Source organism: Pseudoalteromonas sp. QJM3NY_22 (assembly GCF_056173065.1).
In genome coordinates this window covers 3,780,204-3,796,226 of the sequence record NZ_CM149655.1, presented here as the reverse complement: position 1 = coordinate 3,796,226, position 16,023 = coordinate 3,780,204, and the positions used below count along the sequence as shown (strand labels likewise).

Sequence of the window (16,023 nt, the reverse complement as noted above, 5' to 3'; positions counted from 1 at the left end):
TTTAACGTTAAGAAAATTACGCTAGAACTAGGCAAAAGTTTTTGTATCTAGTTGTTCTAAATAAAAAAATTTAACGACGTTATAGTGCAATTTAATTCGTTAAATTGATCAAAGATTTATGCAGGTTGGTATGGCTATAAATATAAGATTAAATAACAAGAAGTCGTTACAATGCGCGCTTAATTAATTGAAGGTAAATACAGTGAAAAACTCAGTTTTAGCATTACGCGCTCAACAAATAAGTGAATCCCGTCGAGAGTTTAATGCTCGAGGCGGTAAATTAGATCGCTGTGAGCAATGCTTAATAGCTAAGCACTACTGTATTTGTAAAGGTGTTGAACAGGCAGATTGTACGGCTGCGGTCTGTTTATTGATGTACCATAATGAAAGCTTTAAACCTTCAAATACCGGACGTTTAATTGCTGAAATAGTACCTGATAATCACGCTTTTAGATGGGACAGAACAGACCCTAACCCAGCGCTTTTAGCTTTAATAAATGATTCGCAGTATCAGCCAATGGTCGTGTTTCCCGCTGAAGATGTAGAAGAGGGCAGAGCTATTACCGAAGTGAGTATTGAATTAGGTAAAAAGCCGCTATTTATTTTTTTAGATGGTACGTGGCGAGAAGCAAAGAAAATGATTCGTAAAAGTCCCTATTTAGATAACCTGCCAGTGCTTTCTGTTACTGCTGATAAACTATCTGATTACCGATTACGTGTAGCCCCTCATGCGCATCAACTAGGTACTGCTGAAGTGGCTATTATGGTGTTAGCCCTTGCGGGCGAAATGGATGCATCAACAAAGCTTGAGCAACATTTTATAAAGTTTCGCGATGCGTATTTATTAGGTAAACGTAATAAAGGCAGGCCTGAGTCTGATCAGAGCTAACTTAAGCCGATTGTTTGATCGTGTATTCTAAGTAAGCTATCGCTTTATTTTGAAGTGCTGTAAAATTTTCTTCAGATGTTAACTTTACAACTGTTTCATATAGTTGATTCATACTTGTATGCACTTGACTAAATGAATGGAAGTCACTGCTTTCCATTTTTTTTGCTTCTTCTACTCTTTTTAAAAAATACTTATTAACTTTACCATTAAAATTTGTGCGGCCTATTGCATTTGCTAGCTTATTTAATTGATAACTAAATTCGTCATCACGGGCGGTTTCACCTCTTTGGGTTGTTCTTATATCACTTTCTAATTGAATAATAACGTTGAGTATCGTTTTAAACTCACTCATAGACATGTTAGAAAAATCGTATCCTTCTGGATTAAACAAAGCAGAATAAGGATTTTCTTTTGGGGTAGGAGCCGTAAAAATACAAATATACTCTGCTGTGCTATTTACTGGGCTATTAAGTGTGGAGACGTTTTTACTCGATTTAAAATTTATATCCATAAACTATTTATGTTCCTTCATATAAGTTGTGCTCTGAAGCTGATGAGATTGCTATTTCCTCTATTATTAATATGTTTGACTTAATTACCTATGCAAAGAAAAGCGCGCTCTATCTCTAGGCGCGCTTGCGGAATCTTCTAATTTTCTGCATCCTGCAATTGAACTTAATCAACTCCAATTTTTACTAATCCATGTTATTACAATATTACTTTTTAGTTCTATGTAATCTAGGCTATCCGGGCCTGTCTCCTTTAATTCCTGAACATCCTGTAAGGTAAATACTATTACCAAATCCTTCCATTGCACTTCCTAGTGCATCCGTGTATTAATCAATCCATTGTGTTGCCTAAAAGGCCTGTCCATCTATTCCTTAAACATCCTGTCGAACAACTTAAACCCTTGTTGTTATCCCTTTCGCACCTTCCTGATGCTATCCATTTTTACAACATTCCATTGTGTTACTCATCCTGAGCCTGTCCTAAAATCCGTATTTCCTTGGTAACCTAATCATTGGTTGGTCGAATAAATAATTTGCTTGTATTTAATCGATAAGCATCACTGCTTGGTTGATGAGTAAATTATAGGTGAATGGAGCAACTTAAATAGGGCTGAAACTATATTTAATTAGTATTTATGCAATAGCTAAAGTTTATTAATGCTTTATTTTCAATTGGTTATTTAATTAATGCTTGTTTTATATGTTGCTTTTTACTCATTAGCTGTCACATCCGTGAGAGATGTCTTACATGACATTTCTGTTTTAGACACCCTTTACCTACTTACATCTATTTAAGGTGTGCACTTTTTAACTGTTCACGGTAGAATTATTTGATAATAATTATTATTTAGGTGGAATAATGAAGACACTCGCTATCACTTTAGGATTAATAGTATCGGCGCCAGCCTTTGCAAACGACGTCGTTAATATTTACTCTTTTCGCCAACCGTTTTTAATACAGCCAATTTTGGATGATTTTACAAAACAAACCGGCATCCAAACGAATGTTGTTTTTGCTAAAAAAGGATTAATTGAACGTGTTAAGCGCGAGGGAAAACATAGCAAAGCCGATTTAGTATTAACTTCTAACTTTAGTGCACTTATTCAATTAGAAGATTTAAAGTTAACGCAAACTATTAAAAGTGACAGCGTAAATAATAATGTGCCTGCAGCATTTCGTGATGGCGAAGGCCAGTGGGTTGCGCTAACAAAGCGTGTGCGTAATGTGTATTCATCAAAAGAGCGAGTAGGTGCGTTACCAAACCTAACTTATGAAGAGTTGGCTGACCCTAAATATAAAGGGCAAATTTGCACTCGTTCGGGTAAGCATCCTTATAATTTGGGGCTTGTTGCATCAATGATAGCTCACCATGGTAAGGCTGATACTAAAACATGGCTTGAAGGCGTTAAAGCTAATTTAGCGCGCAAACCCCAAGGTAATGACCGTTCTCAAGTTAAAGCTGTTAAAGAAGGGTTGTGCAATTTAGCACTAGGTAATAGTTATTACCTTGGAAAAATGTTGCAAGATAAAGAACAAAAAGGTTGGGCGGAGGCGGTAAATATTAATTTTCCGAACCAAATTAATCGTGGCTCGCACATAAATGTATCGGGTGCGGTTATTACTAAGTTCGCTAAAAATCCTGAAAATGCCTTGAAACTCATAGAGTATATGACCGACAATAAAGCACAAAACATGTATGCCTCACTAAATATGGAGTATCCAGTTAAGCCCGGTGTGCAATTATCCAGTTTGGTTGCGTCTTGGGGGAGCTTTAAGGAAGACAGCTTGCCACTCGATGAGATCAGTAAATATCGTCCGTTAGCGCTTAAGCTGATTGATGAGGTGAAGTTCGATCTTTAATGACTTATAAATTTAAGCTGTCTAAATGGCAGCTCTTTGCGTGGTCGACGGGTTTGATTCTGTCGGCCCCGTTGTTTTTCCTTCTTTTTGAATCTCTGCAAGGTAACTCTGAGGTGTTTTCTCATCTTTGGGATACAGTGCTTTGGGATTACATTACTAATACTGTGTTGCTGGTTTTAGGCGTTTGTGTGCTTAGCTGTGCTATTGCGCTGCCACTCGGTTGGCTTACTGCTTACTGTAGTTTTCCTGGTAAAAAGCAGTTTGAATGGGCACTTATGCTGCCCCTTGCTATGCCTACCTATATTATTGCCTATGTATACACTGATTTATTAGACTATGCGGGCCCTGTGCAAATAGCACTTAGAAAATGGTTTGGCTGGCAATCACCTAGTGACTATTGGTTTTTTGATATACGTACACTACCTGGTGCTATCGTTATGATTGCCTTGGTACTTTACCCGTATTTATTTTTAATTTTTAAAACAGCCCTTCGCGAACAGTCATTCAAATTAGTACAAGCTAGTCAATTAATGGGGCTATCTCCTAAACAAAGTTTTTTTAAAGTAAGTTTGGTGCTCTCTCGCGGCGCAATTGTTGCGGCTCTTGCACTCATTAGTATGGAAACTATGGCTGACTTTGCAACCGTCAGCTATTTTGCCGTGAGCACATTAACGACCGCCGTATATGACACATGGTTTGGTTATTATTCGCTTACAGCGGCCGCTAAAATATCGGGTGTAATGCTCTTACTTTTATTTTTGGCATTAATGGCAGAACGCTTTAGCCGCCGTAACCAAGCGGTATTTGAGCGCCAATCAAGTGTAAATAGCGAATCTCTCTATGTATTAAAAGGAAAGTCGGCTTGGCTAGCAACTGCATTTTGTGGTTTTATTTTACTTATCGCTTTTTTAATTCCCATTACAGTACTCGTAAACTACGCAATTACCTACTTTGATAAAGCGTGGAACATTGAGTTTTTTAGCTATGCTTGGCAAAGTTTAAAAGTAGCAGGGATAGTGAGTGTAATAACCATTACGTTGAGTATTTTTGTGGTTTTTTATCAGCGTGTTGCAAAGCAAACGTATCCGCTTATTCCTGGGCGTTTAGCCAGTACGGGCTATGCATTGCCTGGTACAGTGCTCGCTATTGCTGTTTTATTACCACTTACATTATTAGAAAACACCATCAATGAAGCGCTCGAACCATATAATTTAGATATAGGTTTACTGCTTACAGGCAGTATTCTTACTATTATTATTGCTTATATTGTTAGGTTTTACGCCATCGCGCACGGAGCAATAGAATCGAGTTTTTTACGCATTAGCCCATCACTCGATATGGCAAGTCAGTCAATGGGTAAAAGCCAAGGGCAAACATTGCGTTTAATACATCTACCTTTATTACGCCGTGGACTACTTACGGCTGCATTACTGGTGTTTATTGAGTGCATGAAAGAGTTGCCAGCTGCGCTATTGCTCAGACCGTTTAACTTTGAAAGCTTAGCAACTCATGTATTTCAGTATGTGAGTGACGAGCAGTTAGAGCTTGCTTCAATTTCGGCATTATTTATTGTTATTGTCGGGTTTATTCCTTTGTATTTTATTAATCGTTCTATGGAGCAGCGTAGTTAAATGAGTAGTTTAATTTTACAAGGCGTGAGCTATCACTATAACGGCACAAAGGTTATTCACGATTTAGATTTAACGGTGGGTAAAGATGAAATTGTTTGTCTACTCGGAGCGAGTGGGTGCGGCAAAACGACCACATTAAAAGCGATTGCAGGTTTAATTGAAGCCAAACAAGGGTCTATTTTTATAGACGGAAAATTGGTGAGTGATGAGCAATCGTTTGTCTCACCTGAGCATCGCAACATCGGCATGATGTTTCAAGATTATGCGTTGTTTCCGCATTTAACGGTGGCAAATAATATTGCATTTGGGCTCAGTAAAATGAGTAAAACTCAAAAACAGCAACGCGTTGATGAAATGCTTAAGCTCGTACATTTAATTGGTTGTGCCGACAGGTTCCCGCATCAATTATCGGGTGGTCAGCAGCAACGCGTAGCGATTGCTCGCGCATTAGCTTATAAACCTAGTTTATTACTCCTTGATGAGCCTTTTTCAAACATTGATACACAAGTACGCTTTGAACTAATCGCCGATATACGTCGAATTATTAAGGCAACACAAGTCTCTGCTGTATTTGTTACGCACTCAAAAGAAGAGGCATTTGCCTTTTCCGATACACTTGCCATTATGCATCGCGGTAAAATTGCGCAACAAGGCACGCCAGAACAGCTTTTTGCAGCCCCAAGCTCAAAGGAGGTTGCAGAGTTTCTGGGTCAAGGCATATACTTAGAGGCAGAAGTATTAACGACAACTGAATATAATACACCGTTTGGCTTAGTTAAATCATATATTGGACATGAGCATAGAGCGAGTGTAGGGAAAATATATGTTCGTCCTCACCAGATTGAATTGGTAAGTGACAATCTATGTGACAGACACTGTGAACGAGCTACAATATTAAGTAGTCGCTTTATTGGTTCAGCGTATGTTTACACAGTCGTTATTGCTGAGCAAGAAGTTGAAGTTGCTGCACAATATGACCAATCATTTGAAAAAAATGAGCAGGTTATAATAAAAATAAAACCTCACACGGTGAACTTTTTCGAATCATAATTAATTTGTTATTCGCTGTGTTTTTATCTATAAAACTAAGGAATAACAATGGCGCAAGCGCAATCAGGGATTTGTGCTGAAGCAAACTTACACGGTTTGCACTTATTTTTTAATGTGTTTGATGGTCAAGATGAATCGTTACGCGTAAAACTAAAGCAAGTAAGCGCTATTGAAGAAGAATTTAGCGATCAGTTTTCAGAATCAATGCTCTCTTGTATGGTCGCTATTGGTGCGCAATATTGGCCACATATCCTTCCTGAGTACATTCCAAGCGAATTACAGAGCTTTCCTAATATAAATCAAAGCGATCACCAAATGAGCGTACAACCGTGTGATTTGTTTGTGCAAATTCGCTCTGACCGTGAAGACGTTAACCATTTATTTGCCCTGCAAGTATTAAAGTTATTTGCTCCTGATGTAGAGCTGGTAGAGCAGGTTCGTAATTTTCGCTTTTTAGATGGACGAGACTTTAATGGCTTTATTTATGGTGGCGATTCTGCTCATGGTAGAAAAAAGCGTGCGACGGCACTAATAAATAAACCGGGTAGCTTTGAAGATCAAGGAAGTTATATTCATGTACAACGTTATAAGCATGACTTAACTGTGTGGCAGCATTTATCATTAAGTGAGCAAGAGCAAATAATGGGTCGTACGCGCCTTGATAACACACTAATTACCCCCGCGATCGAAACCAGCCATGCTTCGCGTAGTGAACTAAAAGACGAAGACGGGCAACCGCTACTATTAAATCAAAGCATGCCTTATGGCGATGTGTATGAGCAGGGAATGTTATCAATTACATGTGCATGTAAAGGAACCGCGTTCGAAAAAATACTTAAAAGCCGTTTAGGCGAAGGTGATTGTTACGACCACTGGCTTGATTTTACTCAAGCCGATATGGGTTCTGCTTTTTTTGCACCTTCGGTCGGATTTTTAAAACAGATTTAATTACGATTAATAATCAAACCGTATCAAATAAAATGCGAACGCGTTCAAGTGTCACGTCTATTTCAGATATTTTAGCCGGGGCGATAAAAATAGTGTCATCGCCGGCAATAGTTCCTAGTACGCCATCTGCTTTACCTAATGAATCTAATAAACGAGCAATAAGCTGAGCCGCACCTGGGCTGGTACGAATGATGATCATCATTTCGTTGTGCATAATGTCGATTACTAATTGGCGTAATGGGCTTTTAGCCGTAGGTACACCCATTTCAGCAGGTAAGCAGTAAACCATTTCTTGCTTGGCATTACGTGTGCGTACAGCGCCAAACTTACTTAACATGCGTGATACTTTACTTTGGCTTATATTGTCAAAGCCTTGCTCTTTTAACGCATCAACTATTTCGCCTTGAGAGCCAAAGTTTTCTTCTTTTAAAAGCGATTTAAATGCTTTTACCAGTGCTTCTTGTTTATCTTGTGGTTGCATAGTCTTTATTCATTTTTGTTATTTATGCTGCAAATTCTACACAATAATGAATAATTATGCAGCAGTTGTTTAGTTAACTTGCCAGTTTGATGCGTTAAATCACAAAAGTTTACGACTATGGTCGAAAATATACTTGAAATAGACAGGATAAATTTGTTTTTAGTCGCTAATTTCATTATCTTAAGAGCCACAAATATTTCCTACCTCAAATGACGGAGAATTCCAATGAAAGTTGCTGTATTAGGTGCTGCAGGCGGTATCGGCCAAGCGTTGTCTTTATTATTAAAAACAGGCTTACCAGCTGGCTCTGAATTATCACTTTATGATGTTGCACCAGTAGTACCAGGTGTTGCGGTTGACCTTTCTCACATCCCAACAGATGTTAAAGTAGCAGGCTTTGGCGCAGATGAACTAAACAAAGCGCTTGAAGGCTCTGACATCGTTCTTATCCCAGCGGGTATGCCACGTAAACCAGGTATGGATCGTGCTGATTTATTTAATGTAAATGCTGGTATTATCAAAACTTTAGCAGAAGGCATTGTTGCCAGCTGTCCTAAAGCGTTAGTCGGTATTATTACTAACCCAGTAAACGGCACAGTTCCAATTGTTGCTGAAGTATTCAAAAAAGCAGGTACTTACGACGCTAAACGCGTATTCGGTATTACTACGCTTGACGTTATTCGTTCAGAAGCATTTGTTGCTGAACTTAAAGGCGTAGACGTAGCAACTGTAAAAGTACCAGTAATTGGTGGTCACTCAGGCACAACGATTCTGCCTCTACTTTCTCAAGTTGAAGGTGTTTCTTTCACTGATGAAGAAGTTGCTGCACTTACTCCACGTATTCAAAATGCGGGTACTGAAGTTGTAAATGCTAAAGCAGGCGGTGGTTCAGCTACGCTATCGATGGGTGCTGCTGCAGCGCGTTTTTGTATGTCTTTAGTTAAAGGCCTACAAGGTGAAGAAGTTGTAGATTACGCTTACGTTGCTGTTGAAAATGGCGATGCAGAGTACTTTGCACATCCAGTACGTTTAGGTAAAAACGGCGTAGAAGAAATTCTTTCTTACGGCGAACTAAGCGCATTTGAAACAAAAGCAAAAAATGACATGCTTGAAACTCTGAAAAAAGACATTAAAGAAGGTGTTGATTTCATGGCGTAATAGCCGGTTTAAGCAACAAAAAAGCCTGCATTTGCAGGCTTTTTTGTTGCTCAGAATTAATGTCACACTGTGTAACTAGTTAAAACTAGTGGTCGCGGTCAACCGCAATACGGGCAAGGCTTATAAGTGCTTGCTTATAGTCAGACTCAGCTAAAAAATCTAAACAGGCAATGGCTTTTTCGGCCTCAAGCTCTGCTTTTTGCATTGTAAACTCAAGCGCATTAGTTTGTTTTAGTGCAGATAAAATTTCTTCTAAATGCTCCATACCATTACTGTGCTCTATTGCATCACGAATGAGCTGCGTTTGCTGCTCGCTACCATGTTGCATAGCATAAATAAGCGGAAGGGTTGGTTTGCCTTCAGCTAAATCATCGCCAATGTTTTTACCTAGCTGCTCAGCATCTGCATTGTAATCGAGTACGTCATCCACTAACTGAAACGCGGTGCCTAAATGCATACCGTATAAGTTTAGTGCATCAAGTGTCGCTTGGTCTTGCTCTGTGATAATGGCAGCAAGGCCTGTAGCTGCTTCAAATAATTTAGCCGTTTTAGAGTAAATAACCTGCATATAGCTGGCTTCAGTCGTATCTGGGTCATTGCAGTTCATTAGCTGCAATACTTCACCTTCAGCAATAATGTTTGTTGCATCGGCAAGTACTTGCATAACCTGCATTTTTCCAAGGCCAACCATAAGCTGAAATGAGCGAGTGTAAATAAAGTCACCAACCAATACGCTAGCAGCATTACCAAATTCAGCATTTGCAGTAGGCGTGCCACGTCGTAAGTTTGATTCATCTACAACATCATCATGTAATAGCGTTGCTGTATGAATAAACTCAACAATTGTTGCAAGTGTTATGTGATCTTTACCCTGATAACCGAGCGCCTTGGCTGCTAAAATTGCGAGCATTGGACGAACACGTTTGCCGCCACTGCTAACTATATATAAACCAAGCTGATTAACTAACGCCACATCTGAGCGCATTTGCGCATGTATAAGTTGATTGACGTCATTCATATCGCTTTCGATTAACGCCTGGATAGCTTTTATATCCATTGATCTCCGAGCCAATTTTTATGTGTGAACGGCGCAGATTGTACAACAAAAAATGCACTAGCTCGATATTTTGTGACGATTGATTGAAAAAACACTATTAAAGTACTGAATAAGAGCTTAATTGGTTGAGATAACTGATTAATAGATAACCAATATGCAGTCTGAGTCGCGCTTAGATATTATACAGCGAGAGCTCTATTTAAGCGCATTAACTTATTTCACTTAACAGCTAAAAAGCACTTGGCAAAAGGGTCAATTAATATAAACTGGGGGAAATATTGAATTACTCTCAATGCAGCTACTTTTTATTCATTTTAATTACAAAATAGGCTTGCTAGTTATTTCGCGTTAGCGTAAACTTCGCGCCCTATCGAAGAATATTTTAGTTGCACCGATTTGAGGGTGCACAGACGGAGTTAATTATGTACGCGGTTTTCCAAAGTGGTGGTAAACAGCATCGTGTGACTGAAGGTCAAACGATTCGTCTTGAAAAATTAGACGTTGAAACTGGTGCGGCAGTAGAATTTGATTCAGTACTTTTAGTTGCTGATGGTGAGAAAATCGAGATCGGTGTACCGTTCGTAAACGGTGGCAAGATAACAGCTGAGGTTGTTTCACATGGTCGCGGTGAGAAGATTAAGGTTGTTAAATTTAGACGCCGTAAGCATTCTCGTAAGCAAATGGGCCATCGTCAATGGTTCACTGAAGTTAAAATCACTAGCATTAGCGCTTAATTAGAGGTACTTAGAAATGGCACATAAAAAAGCAGCTGGTAGTACTCGTAACGGTCGCGATTCAGAAAGCAAACGCCTAGGTGTTAAGCGTTTTGGTGGCGAATCAGTTCTAGCGGGTAGCATCATTGTTCGTCAGCGTGGAACTCGTTTCCACCCTGGTACAAACGTAGGTATCGGTAAAGACCACACTATCTTCGCAAAAGCAGATGGTAAAGTTCAGTTTGAACAGAAAGGTCCTTTAAACCGTAAATACGTAACTATCGTAACTGAGTAATCAGTAAGGTAGTTAAAAAACCCCGCCTTTGCGGGGTTTTTTGTTTTAAGAAAAAAATATATACCCAAGCCAAGCCTGCAATCAGCTTGGCTTCGGTATATAATAGTTAAATTAACAAGCCAATCCCTAAAGTGAGTAATCATGAAGTTTGTAGATGAAGTAGAAATTCGCGCAGAAGCTGGAGACGGTGGCAGCGGCATCGTGTCTTTCCGTCGTGAAAAATATGTTCCAGATGGTGGACCAGACGGCGGTGACGGTGGAGACGGTGGTAGTGTTTATCTACAAGCTGATGAAAACTTAAATACCCTCATTGATTATCAGTTTGAGCGTTTCCATAGAGCTGAACGTGGTACTAACGGTCGTAGCCGTAACTGTACAGGCCGAAAAGCCGATGACTTATTTGTTATGGTGCCTGTAGGCACTCGTATCATGGATGTTGATACCCAAGAGGGACTTGGTGATTTAACGCAACATGGTCAACGTATTTTGGTTGCAAAAGGTGGTTTCCACGGCTTGGGGAATGCACGTTTTAAATCAAGTACTAACCGAGCACCTCGTCAAAAAACCTTGGGTACTGAAGGCGAAGTACGTAATTTAAAATTAGAGTTGCTACTATTAGCGGATGTAGGCTTACTAGGGCTTCCTAACGCAGGTAAATCTACGTTTATCCGTAGTGTATCAGCAGCAAGGCCTAAAGTAGCTGATTACCCGTTTACAACGCTTATTCCTAATTTGGGTGTAGTGCGTCCAGAAGCGAATAAATCATTTGTAATAGCTGACATACCAGGCTTAATTGAAGGTGCATCTGATGGTGCAGGCTTAGGCATCCGCTTCTTGAAGCATTTAGAGCGTTGTCGTGTGTTATTACACATTATCGATGTAATGCCGGTAGATGGTTCAAACCCTGTTGATAATGCATTCTCGATTATTAACGAGTTACATCAATACAGCCCTAAATTAGCTGAGAAGCCACGTTGGTTAGTTTTTAATAAAATAGATTTATTACCAGAGGACGAAGCAAAAGCGTTATGTGAAGCTATTGCAGAAGAACTGGGCGAAACTGAAAATATTTATCACATTTCAGCGATTAATAAACTCAATACTCAACCTTTAATTCACAACATAATGACACTACTCGATAGCATGCCTAAAGAGAAGTTTGTACAGGTTGAAGATGAAGAGATTGAATTCAAGTGGGATACCTATCATGAAAAAGCCACTAAAGGTAAGGGCAATGATGATGATTGGGACGACTGGGATGAAGATGATTACGACGTAGAAGTTGTCTACGAGCGCTAATTAAATAGAATTTATAAAAAGGAGCTTATGCTCCTTTTTCTTTGTTTAAAAATAAAGTACTAGGTATTTAATATGATAATTTCAATGATTGCAGCAATGGCAAATAACCGTGTAATTGGCCTAGATAATAAAATGCCATGGCATTTACCTGCAGATCTTCAGCATTTTAAAAAAGTGACTACAGGTAAGCCTGTAATTATGGGCCGTAAAACTTTTGAATCTATCGGACGTCCTCTGCCTGGGCGACGTAATATTATTATTACTCGTAATCTTGGGTATCAAGCTGATGGAATTGAAACGGTAGCAACACCAGAGGCCGCATTGAATTTAGTTTCTGACGCTGAAGAAGTAATGATCATTGGTGGTGGAAATATTTATCAGCAGTTTTTAGAGCGTGCAGAACGCTTATATTTAACGTTTATAGATTTAGATGTAGAAGGCGATACACAATTCCCAGATTATCAAAAAATAGCTAAATGGGAGCTTAAAGAAGAGTTAAGTATGCAGCCTGATAATAAAAACAAATCTAGTTATAAATTCGTAACTTTATATAAAATTCAATAACATTATTGCGAAAATCTACGTGTGTTGGTACAATATTAACCAATCAACATAGGTAAAAAGTACCATAAAGGGTTTTTCATGTTTAAATTACCAAAGCTAGTTATTGTTACTGCTATCGCAGTAGGTTCATTTTCGTATGTAGCGCCTGCAAACGCTGAAGATCAATTAGCTGTATCTATTTGCGAGTATATAGCAGCGGACGATAAAAACCGTTTACGTAGTAAACTTAAAAGTTCTCGTGTAAAAATTCGTAATATCTACGATGCAATACAATGTAATGGTAATAATTTATTACGCCATGCAGTTGCAAGCAATGCAGTAGGCACTGGTGAATACATTGTTAAAAACCTTTCAAAAAGTTCATTAGCTGATGGCGCAGATATCGCTTGGGCTGAAAGTAACCATGCTGGTTCACCACTTATTGCTGTAATTAAAGACCGTGCTGGTCTGTAATTAAAAAGCATTTAAAGCCGCGTTTCATACGCGGTTTTTTTGTAACTAAAAATCATGTAACTGTGATTTTTCAATAAAAAGCCGATTATCTTATACCAATCTGCTTATATATTGGGTCTATTTAACGTTAAGAAAATTACGCTAGAACTAGGCAAAAATTTTTGTATCTAGTGTTCTAAATAAAAAATTTTTAACGACGTTATAGTGCAATTTAATTCGTTAAATTGATCAAAGATTTAAACAGGTTGGTATTATACCAACCTGTTTAGATATGAGGTCTATTTAACTCTATGCAGATTGGTACTACTCTTTAATAAAGGCCTCACCTTCAACCATCCATTTAGCAGCAGGTTTACCTTTTAAGTAATGATCAAAATACTGCATCATACGCACTGAAAAGTTGACCTGATTAGGAAACTTTTTCAAATGATGCGGTTCGCCTTCGTACTGCAAGAAGGTGGCGTTCTTTCCTGCACGACGAAGTGCTAAATAATACTGGACGCTTTCATGCCAAGGTACGGCATCATCTTTATCACCAGACATTATCAAAATAGGCGTATTCACCTTGTCTGCAAAAAACACCGGTGAGTTTTCTATGTACAGATCTGGTGCTTCAAATAAGTTTTTACCTATACGGCTTTGCCCTGTTTCGTATTGGAATTGACGAGCAAGACCCGATTTTAATCGAATGCCGCTATAAGCACTGGTCATGTTTGATACTGGTGCACCTGATACAACTGCTTTGAACATATCTGTTTGGGTTATCATAAACGCACTTTGATAACCTGCCCATGAGTGGCCTTGTAAGCCAATTTTATTTTTATCAGCTATACCTAAATCAATAAGCTTTTGGGTGGCGTTTATCATGGTTTGTGTTGACGATTTACCCGGGTGACCTATTTCAAAACGAATATCAGGTAAAAATACAGCATAACCGTTTGAGGTAAACAGAGGGAAATTAGGGCGATGGTTTAACTCCATTTTTGGAAAGTCATACATACGCTGGCTCATGTAACGGTAAAAATACACAACTACAGGTACTTTATCGCCTGTTTTATATCCCGCTGGTTTTATTAGTACGCCTTGTAAGTCTTCGCCATCAAAGCCTTTATAGCTTATTAGTTCTGGCTTTTCGCCCCACGCAAAATTACTAATTTCTGGGTTTAGGGTGGTCACTTGTTTTGGTGAATTAAAGCTAAAGTCTGTTTGGTAGTAATCAGGAAATTGGCTATAAGTTTGTGAGGTAAACAAGTACTTGTCAGCTTTTTTGGCTTTTTTAACTACATCAAAGCGTTTATTACCACTAAGTACTTTGGTTATTGTGTTAGTGGTTAAGTCGAGTTTTGCAACTTCGCTTTGTTTAGTTTGTAAGTTAATAGCAGAGACAAGTAATGTATCGTCTTTTTTAAAGCCCACTTGGGTTTTATCAAGCTTAATAACACGGTACTGCGTATTGCTTTGCTTACCATTAGTTAGGCGTTTAGCTTGCTTAGTTTTTACGTCAAATGCCCAAATATCGTATTTGCTATAAGCAAGCACTTGGCTGCTATCGGTCATCCAACCAGCAAAACCATAACCAGGTTGAGTAGATGGGTAGTCGTGTTTATCATCAGCAAAGGTTGCCTGAATCGCTTTTGTAAGCGATGTTACTTTATTATTTTTTAAATCTTTTAACTGTATTTGGCTGTCGCTAAAATAAGCTGCAAACTCACCATTAGGGGCAAGGCTCGGTCTAAACGGGTAGTTGCTAATAATTGGAGTTTGTTTACCGGTATTTATATCTACTGCAAAGTAATCAGCAAAAAAACCGCCGTACATTATTTTTTCTAGGTAGGGGATGTTAGATGAGCCAAGTAAAGATACATCTCGCTGAGGGTTTAGTGCAACCTCAGGCATATTAGTGGTACTGAGCTGTACCACTTTTTGCGAGTTAACGTGATATACCGCGCTGTAATGGCGGTTTTTATTAACTTCGTTCCATTGCTGTTCTTCACGCGGTTTTATTTGCGCATCGTTGTTGTGCCATACATCTAAACCTTTATGTTCACGTATGGTATCAAAGTCGTACAATGAGGCTTCGTCGGTATATTCTTTGGCTTTTACTTTAGCTGCTAATTTTGGATGGTTTTCAAAATATAAGCGCTCGCCATTTTCTGACCATTTAAGGTATGCTGTTTTACCTAGGGTCCATGCTTTATTAGGTGAATCTATAGTTGCAAACTTCTCGTTTTTATATAGCTGTAAAGTGTAGCTTCGACGGCGCGTGTCATCATTTACATAGTTACCCAATGTAAATGCTGCAATATTGTCAGTTGGGTGCCACGCTATTTTATTTGCGATTACGCCCGGTTCATCAATTAATACACTGCTATTAAAGTCACTTAGCTCAATTAACGCTATTTGGTTGTTATTACCGTCGCTGTAACTTTGACTCACTAATAGCTGGCTGTTAGCTGAGTTAATAGCGTAGCTAAATACGTTTTCTATTGTATGGCTGCGTTTATCAGATAAATTTACGATAACAAGTGGATAGCTCTTATCTTTTTTATCGGGCGTGATAGCGTTGTCTTCTTCGTTTTTAGCGCTATCGGTTTTATCTTCTACTTTTGCGTCATCGTCTTTTTTATTTAAACGATAAGCAAGCCACATACCATCATCAGATAACGTGTAATCTTTTACATCAGCAAAGCTTTGTTGAGCACCTGATTGTGTGTTTACGAGTACCAGATTGTTTTTAAGTGTGTCTTTTTTTTTGGTTGTTTCTTTTTCAAGTAAGGTAGGTACTTGTGTAAAAGCGACCCAGTTAGCGGCCTTATTAATATGAGGCTTTGTACCGCGTTCTACTTCTGCGATGAGTGTATTGCTTTGTAGTGAGTAAACTTGGCCAGTTGCATTTCCACGATACGGCGTTGCACTAAAAGTGAGTACTTGGCCATTGTCAGATAGTTGCGTGCTTTTAGCTGATTTAAAACTAAATACGTCTTTAAATTGTAGCGATTCTTTGGCGTGTATGCCGGTGCTAGTTAAGCTGGCAATGAGTGCCGTGCTTAATAAGGTGAGTTTTGTTTTCATTATTGATTCTCGTATTATGACATTGTTTCATTGTAACGAGTTT

The 16,023-nt window shown here is 38.8% G+C and carries 15 protein-coding genes; 11 read left to right on the top strand and 4 right to left on the bottom strand.

Going from position 1 to position 16,023, the window contains the following annotated elements; genetic code table 11:
• Positions 1–202 precede the first annotated feature (202 nt).
• Complete coding sequence (locus AC0VZ4_RS17565) at positions 203–889, top strand: tRNA-uridine aminocarboxypropyltransferase (protein WP_007378727.1); 687 nt, start codon at positions 203–205, stop codon at positions 887–889.
• 1 nt (position 890) lies between these two features.
• Here AC0VZ4_RS17565 and AC0VZ4_RS17560 read toward each other — a convergent pair whose 3' ends face one another.
• A complete protein-coding gene (locus AC0VZ4_RS17560) occupies positions 891–1,400 on the bottom strand; it encodes a hypothetical protein (RefSeq protein WP_475440291.1) in 510 nt (169 codons plus the stop codon).
• An 854-nt stretch (positions 1,401–2,254) separates the two neighbouring features.
• Here AC0VZ4_RS17560 and AC0VZ4_RS17555 point away from each other — a divergent pair.
• Genes AC0VZ4_RS17555 through AC0VZ4_RS17540 form a run of 4 tightly spaced genes read left to right on the top strand, consistent with a single transcriptional unit; the run spans position 2,255 to position 6,888 of the window.
• On the top strand, positions 2,255–3,259 hold the full coding sequence (locus AC0VZ4_RS17555) for an extracellular solute-binding protein (protein ID WP_475441680.1): 1,005 nt from the start codon (positions 2,255–2,257) through the stop codon (positions 3,257–3,259).
• Complete coding sequence (locus AC0VZ4_RS17550; protein ID WP_475440290.1) at positions 3,259–4,890, top strand: ABC transporter permease; 1,632 nt, start codon at positions 3,259–3,261, stop codon at positions 4,888–4,890. The genes AC0VZ4_RS17555 and AC0VZ4_RS17550 overlap by 1 nt, the downstream gene beginning before the upstream one ends.
• A complete protein-coding gene (locus AC0VZ4_RS17545; RefSeq protein WP_475440289.1) occupies positions 4,891–5,940 on the top strand; it encodes an ABC transporter ATP-binding protein in 1,050 nt (349 codons plus the stop codon).
• Between the two features lie 48 nt (positions 5,941–5,988).
• The gene (locus tag AC0VZ4_RS17540) at positions 5,989–6,888 is read left to right on the top strand and encodes a Dyp-type peroxidase (protein ID WP_475440288.1); all 900 of its coding nucleotides are present in this window, start codon (positions 5,989–5,991) and stop codon (positions 6,886–6,888) included.
• Between the two features lie 13 nt (positions 6,889–6,901).
• On the opposite strand, the gene argR is transcribed toward AC0VZ4_RS17540, so the two are convergent.
• On the bottom strand, positions 6,902–7,369 hold the full coding sequence (argR, locus tag AC0VZ4_RS17535; RefSeq protein WP_006794541.1) for a transcriptional regulator ArgR: 468 nt from the start codon (positions 7,367–7,369) through the stop codon (positions 6,902–6,904).
• Between the two features lie 225 nt (positions 7,370–7,594).
• Here argR and mdh point away from each other — a divergent pair, with 225 nt between their 5' ends.
• On the top strand, positions 7,595–8,527 hold the full coding sequence (mdh, locus tag AC0VZ4_RS17530) for a malate dehydrogenase (protein WP_007586102.1): 933 nt from the start codon (positions 7,595–7,597) through the stop codon (positions 8,525–8,527).
• An 85-nt stretch (positions 8,528–8,612) separates the two neighbouring features.
• Here mdh and ispB read toward each other — a convergent pair whose 3' ends face one another.
• On the bottom strand, positions 8,613–9,584 hold the full coding sequence (ispB, locus tag AC0VZ4_RS17525) for an octaprenyl diphosphate synthase (protein ID WP_475440287.1): 972 nt from the start codon (positions 9,582–9,584) through the stop codon (positions 8,613–8,615).
• Positions 9,585–10,006: 422 nt separating this feature from the next.
• Between ispB and rplU the strand changes: the two genes are divergently transcribed.
• The 5 genes from rplU to AC0VZ4_RS17500 all read left to right on the top strand — a co-directional run bounded on the left by rplU (position 10,007) and on the right by AC0VZ4_RS17500 (position 12,908).
• Positions 10,007–10,318 (top strand): 50S ribosomal protein L21, encoded by a 312-nt coding sequence (rplU, locus tag AC0VZ4_RS17520; RefSeq protein ID WP_002957748.1) that lies wholly within the window; start codon positions 10,007–10,009, stop codon positions 10,316–10,318.
• 16 nt (positions 10,319–10,334) lie between these two features.
• On the top strand, positions 10,335–10,592 hold the full coding sequence (gene rpmA, locus AC0VZ4_RS17515; RefSeq protein ID WP_002957747.1) for a 50S ribosomal protein L27: 258 nt from the start codon (positions 10,335–10,337) through the stop codon (positions 10,590–10,592).
• 141 nt (positions 10,593–10,733) lie between these two features.
• Positions 10,734–11,891, top strand: a complete 1,158-nt coding sequence (cgtA, locus tag AC0VZ4_RS17510; RefSeq protein ID WP_007378734.1) for an Obg family GTPase CgtA — start codon at positions 10,734–10,736, stop codon at positions 11,889–11,891.
• Positions 11,892–11,963: 72 nt separating this feature from the next.
• Complete coding sequence (gene folA, locus AC0VZ4_RS17505; RefSeq protein ID WP_007378735.1) at positions 11,964–12,455, top strand: type 3 dihydrofolate reductase; 492 nt, start codon at positions 11,964–11,966, stop codon at positions 12,453–12,455.
• Positions 12,456–12,533: 78 nt separating this feature from the next.
• On the top strand, positions 12,534–12,908 hold the full coding sequence (locus AC0VZ4_RS17500) for a DUF3718 domain-containing protein (RefSeq protein WP_475440286.1): 375 nt from the start codon (positions 12,534–12,536) through the stop codon (positions 12,906–12,908).
• Positions 12,909–13,211: 303 nt separating this feature from the next.
• Here AC0VZ4_RS17500 and AC0VZ4_RS17495 read toward each other — a convergent pair whose 3' ends face one another.
• The gene (locus AC0VZ4_RS17495; protein WP_475440285.1) at positions 13,212–15,980 is read right to left on the bottom strand and encodes a S9 family peptidase; all 2,769 of its coding nucleotides are present in this window, start codon (positions 15,978–15,980) and stop codon (positions 13,212–13,214) included.
• Positions 15,981–16,023: the final 43 nt, after the last annotated feature.

Bases quoted from the DNA above. Each gene is read 5' to 3' on its own strand.
- AC0VZ4_RS17560 (WP_475440291.1), bottom strand. From the start codon at position 1,400: ATGGATATAAATTTTAAATCGAGTAAAAACGTCTCCACACTTAATAGC.
- AC0VZ4_RS17550 (WP_475440290.1), top strand. From the start codon at position 3,259: ATGACTTATAAATTTAAGCTGTCTAAATGGCAGCTCTTTGCGTGGTCG.
- AC0VZ4_RS17545 (WP_475440289.1), top strand. From the start codon at position 4,891: ATGAGTAGTTTAATTTTACAAGGCGTGAGCTATCACTATAACGGCACA.
- AC0VZ4_RS17540 (WP_475440288.1), top strand. From the start codon at position 5,989: ATGGCGCAAGCGCAATCAGGGATTTGTGCTGAAGCAAACTTACACGGT.
- argR (WP_006794541.1), bottom strand. From the start codon at position 7,369: ATGCAACCACAAGATAAACAAGAAGCACTGGTAAAAGCATTTAAATCG.
- mdh (WP_007586102.1), top strand. From the start codon at position 7,595: ATGAAAGTTGCTGTATTAGGTGCTGCAGGCGGTATCGGCCAAGCGTTG.
- ispB (WP_475440287.1), bottom strand. From the start codon at position 9,584: ATGGATATAAAAGCTATCCAGGCGTTAATCGAAAGCGATATGAATGAC.
- rplU (WP_002957748.1), top strand. From the start codon at position 10,007: ATGTACGCGGTTTTCCAAAGTGGTGGTAAACAGCATCGTGTGACTGAA.
- rpmA (WP_002957747.1), top strand. From the start codon at position 10,335: ATGGCACATAAAAAAGCAGCTGGTAGTACTCGTAACGGTCGCGATTCA.
- cgtA (WP_007378734.1), top strand. From the start codon at position 10,734: ATGAAGTTTGTAGATGAAGTAGAAATTCGCGCAGAAGCTGGAGACGGT.
- folA (WP_007378735.1), top strand. From the start codon at position 11,964: ATGATAATTTCAATGATTGCAGCAATGGCAAATAACCGTGTAATTGGC.
- AC0VZ4_RS17500 (WP_475440286.1), top strand. From the start codon at position 12,534: ATGTTTAAATTACCAAAGCTAGTTATTGTTACTGCTATCGCAGTAGGT.
- AC0VZ4_RS17495 (WP_475440285.1), bottom strand. From the start codon at position 15,980: ATGAAAACAAAACTCACCTTATTAAGCACGGCACTCATTGCCAGCTTA.